Below are 4,679 nucleotides of genomic sequence, written 5' to 3'. Positions count from 1 at the left end.
ATAGGACTTGGCGATGACTTTTTATTGAGTCTGTCAATCAGCAACTTTACCGCAGCTTGGCCAATCTCAAAAGTATGTTGGGAAATTGTAGACAATTTAGGATCTGTAAACGCTAATACATTATCGTCAGAAAACCCAATGATCGATAGATTTTCAGGTACCTGATATCCTTTTTTAAGAGCTTTATGCAGTGCCACAACACCAGAGGTGTTATCAATAGATAAAATGCCATCCACTTTTTTGTTGGCAGCAAATAGCGTGTCGATGACGGCTTCCAAATCATCATCCTTAGTTACAGAGATAACCACAGGCTCTTCGGTATAGTTTGAAGCTTCTGACAAGGCTTTGAGATACCCGTTGGTTCTTAATTTTCCAACGCTTAATTCTTCAATTTCACTAATGAGCACGATGTACTGTCGTCCTTCATCCAACAAATGTTTGGTCGCTTCATAAGCCGCTCCAAAATCATCGATAATGACCTTATCACATTCGATATCATCGGCAACTCTATCAAATAAAACCACTGGAATGTTCTGCTTCAACAGTACCGCAATATGTTCGGTTTTGTTTTTGACTTGGGTTTCTTCTGCCAAGGACATAATAAAACCATCCACACTCCCATTGGATAATAATTGAAGGCTATTCTTTTCTTTGGATAGCATTTCACTGGAAACACAAGTGATAATATTATACCCCTGTTTTGAAGCTTCCGTCTCGATGGCATAAAGGGCCTTGGCAAAAAAATGATTGAGAATGCTAGGTATAATAACACCCAAAGTTTTTGTTTTGTTGCTTTTAAGGCTCAATGCCATTCTATTGGGACGGTAATTGAGATGTTTGGCCAACTCCTGAACGCGTTGAATGGTATCTTTACTGATTTCTTCGCTATTGTGCAATGCTTTAGAAACTGTTGATACAGAAACGTTTAATTGTTCGGCTAGTTGTTTAAGTGTTACCATTGATCATTGAAATTAAAAAAAAGAGTGACTTGATAAAAGTACACTCTTTATTTATCATACAATGTGGTTAGGTAATTTTTTAACAGCTCTGGGTGTCACCTCATTTTTTTCTTTAGAAATGTTAAACCCCATCATTTTTTAGGTTTATAAATTTTCACGTAATCGATAAGAAACTCTTGAGGAAAAATAGAATCGTCCACTTGCGGCCCACCAAAATTGCCGCCGACCGCAAAGTTAAGGAGGAGATAAAAAGGTTGATCAAAAGGCCAAGTCTCTTCATTTTTGAGCTCTGGAGAAAACGTATACACCAAAACCTCATCAATATAAAATTTTATAAAATCCTTGGTCCAATCTGCTTTATAGACATGAAAGCCCTCTTCAATAGAGGGAATCGTTGTGATTTTGGTGTTTTTGGATTCGCCATAACTATCCGATGTATGAAGGGTGGTATGGATTTCGTGCGGATTTTTACCGACATATTCCATAATGTCAATTTCGCCAGCTTTAGGCCATCCTACTTCTGAAATATTAGTTCCCAAAATCCAAATGGCAGGCCAAACGCCTTGACCTGTTGGTAATTTTGCGCGAACCTCAACCGTACCGTATTTAAATTCTATTTTATTTTTGGTATTGATTTTTCCTGAGGTATAATTCTTTCCATTAAAAGCTGCTGTTAATACCAAATTCCCATCTTTTATAGCCACATTATCCTTAGTATAAATCTGTCTTTCATTATTTCCCCAGCCACACAAATCTGGACAACCATTGCCCAATTCATAATTCCAGACGGTTTCATCCAATCGATTGCCACTGAAATGCTCTTCAAGGATCAGCTCTTGCGAATTGGAAGAGGTAAACACTAAAAAACAACTGAAGCAAAAAACTCTTAATGTATTCATGGGATTTCAAATTGAGCGGTTAAGGTAGCATCGGAACTTCCGCCGACAAAAACACTGAAGGTTCCCGGTTCAACATTGAATTTCCCATCGTTGTCATAAAAGCCCAATTCAGCTTCAGATAATTTAAAAGTGACGATTTTGCTTTCCTTCGGATTCAACTCCACCATTTCAAAACCTTTTAATTCTTTTACAGGTCGTGTGACGCTCGCAAATTCATCACGCAAATATAGCTGCACGACTTCTTTACCTTTAACTTTCCCTGTATTGGTCAATTTTACTGACACCTCAACGGTGTGGTTAGAAATGGTATTTACTTTTAGGTCAGTGTACGAAAACGAGGTATAGCTCAAACCATACCCAAAAGGATACAGTGGTGTATTGCTAACATCGGAATAATGCGACCAAAACACAGAGCCTGGCTCTTGCAAAGTTGGTCGCCCGGTACTTTTATGATTGTAATAAATGGGTACTTGACCTACATTCCGTGGAAACGTCATGGGCAATTTCCCACTCGGATTATAATCGCCATAAAGCACTTGCGCAATGGCATGACCACTTTGAGTGCCCAATTGCCAGGCTTCTACAATGGCGGGAATATGTTCATGGGCCCAATCAATGGTTAACGGTCTGCCATTATTAAGCACCAATACAATGTTTTTATTTGCTTTATAAATGGCTTCCAGCAATTCCTGTTGCACTCCCGGCAATCCAATTTCTGAACGGCTGCGACCTTCTCCAGAATGCAAACCGTGTTCGCCTAAAACCATGACCACCACGTCTGCTTTTTTTGCCGCTGCTATGGCTGAAGCAAATCCACTTTTGTCCGTAACGTTAATCGTCAGTTCTTTAGGAAAAACAGTTTCGCCTGTCACCACATTGGCACCTTTTTCATAAGTTATGGTGTTTCCTTTATAGGCTTTCATTCCTTCCAAGACAGAAACTGCCGTCCCATCATCGGCGGCAATACGCCAACTGCCTAAGGGACTTGTTTTGTCATTTGCCAAGGCGCCTATGATGGCAATTTTCTGCCCTTGTTTTTTTAATGGCAACAGATTGTTTTCATTCTTTAAAAGCACGATCGATTTTTTGGCGACGTCCAATACCGCATCCATAATTGTCTTGCTACCGATGACTTCCTTTTCGACCGTTTCATTGCAATATTTATACGGATCATCAAAAAGGCCAAGTTCAAATTTCACTCTTAAAATTCGTTTTACGGCATCGTCAATCAGGCGTTCATCAACCTTGCCATCTTTGACAAGACTCGCTAATTCATTCACATAAGCATAGGATTCCATATCCATATCAGCGCCAGCATTTATGGCTATTTCTGCAGCATTACGACGATCTTTTGCATATCTATGGGTAATCATTTCATTAATTGAACCCCAATCGGTAACCATAAAGCCTTGAAAGTTCCAATCGCCCTTTAAAATGTCCCGTTGTAAAAAAGCACTTCCGGTTGCCGGAATACCATTGAGTTCATTGAATGCATTCATAAAGGTTCTGACGCCGGCATCTTGAGCTGCCTTAAATGGTGGCAACAATACATTGTACAAAGTCGAGGTTCCAACATCTACCGTATTGTAATCTCTTCCAGCTTCAGCAAAACCGTAGCCGACAAAATGTTTTGCGCAGGCTGCAATGGTATTCGCCAAAGACAAATCGTCTCCTTGAAAGCCTTCCACACGCGCTTTAGCAATCAACGAAGCCAAATACGGATCTTCTCCTGCGCCTTCCATAACACGTCCCCAACGGGCATCTCGTGAAATATCGACCATGGGTGCAAAAGTCCAGTTGATCCCTGATGCTGAGGCTTCTTCTGCTGCAACTCGCGCGGATAGCTTTATCGCTTCCAAATCCCAACTAGCAGCTTCTGCCAACGGAATGGGGCTGATGGTTTTATAACCATGAATGACATCAAAACCTATAATCAGCGGAATGCCCAAACGCGTTTCTTCAACCGCTATTTTTTGCACCTGTCTAACTTCCTTAACCCCTCTTACATTGAGCATGGAACCTACCCAACCTTTTTTGAGATGTTCGTACTTATTGGCGGCATCGCCATGAGCTGGCGCAGGACCTGTAACGTCCCAAAAGCCGTTGTACTGGTTCATTTGTCCAATCTTTTCTTCCAAGGTCATTTTCGCCAAAAGCGCATTCACTTTCAACGCAATAGAATCTACTTCCTTAGTGAAAACTGTGTTCTGGTCGCTACTGTTAGCGTTGGCTTCTCCAAAAGAAACCAACACTGTCAGCAGACTGCTACTAATCATTATAATTAAAAAGTTCTTCATTTTTATTGGTATACTTTTACATAATCAATTTCTAATGTCGATGCCGTAAAATTAGGATCGATTGCTCCACCAAAATTTCCGCCCATTGCCACATTCAGAATCAAAAAGAAATCTGCATTGAATGGTGTGTCAGCGGTATTTGGAAACTTATGATACACTTGATTGTCAACTAAAAATGTAATGAAATCTGGCGTCCATTCTACACTGTAGTTATGGAATTCAGTTGATGCGGTAGGAACAGTTGTACGTTTTCCAACGCCGTTACCACCGGAATTCCCAGGATAATGTAAGGTAGAATGAATGGTGTTTTGGTCATTCCCGACATGCTCCATGATATCAATTTCGCCACAAGTAGGCCATGAGACCGTGGTGTAATTTTGTCCTAACATCCAAATGGCTGGCCAAGTACCTCCTCCAGAAGGAAGCTTCGCCCTGACTTCTACTCTACCGTAGGTAAATGCAAATATGCCATCCGTTTTTATTCTTGAAGAGGTGTATCCTCCATTTTCAGCCTTAGCGGTGAT

At 40.7% G+C, this 4,679-nt stretch carries 4 protein-coding genes; all 4 read right to left on the bottom strand.

The genetic code is table 11. The features are described from left to right. The coding region (locus ABIQ28_RS07215; RefSeq protein WP_348036207.1) for a LacI family DNA-binding transcriptional regulator at positions 1-959 on the bottom strand (959 nt) is incomplete at its 3' end. Between the two features lie 131 nt (positions 960-1,090). Further along, positions 1,091-1,858 (bottom strand): glycoside hydrolase family 16 protein, encoded by a 768-nt coding sequence (locus ABIQ28_RS07210; protein ID WP_348036206.1) that lies wholly within the window; start codon positions 1,856-1,858, stop codon positions 1,091-1,093. Beyond that, entirely contained in the window at positions 1,855-4,155 is a 2,301-nt protein-coding gene (bglX, locus tag ABIQ28_RS07205; RefSeq protein WP_348036205.1) for a beta-glucosidase BglX, read from the bottom strand. Before bglX ends, ABIQ28_RS07210 begins: the two co-directional genes overlap by 4 nt. Before the next feature lie 2 nt (positions 4,156-4,157). After that, on the bottom strand, positions 4,158-4,679 hold a 522-nt coding region (locus tag ABIQ28_RS07200), incomplete at its 5' end, for a glycoside hydrolase family 16 protein (protein WP_348036204.1).

The organism is Gelidibacter sp. (assembly GCF_039916245.1).
GTDB lineage: Bacteria > Bacteroidota > Bacteroidia > Flavobacteriales > Flavobacteriaceae > Gelidibacter.
The sequence above is the reverse complement of the archived record's forward strand: the minus strand, read 5'-3'. Positions and strand labels throughout refer to the sequence as shown.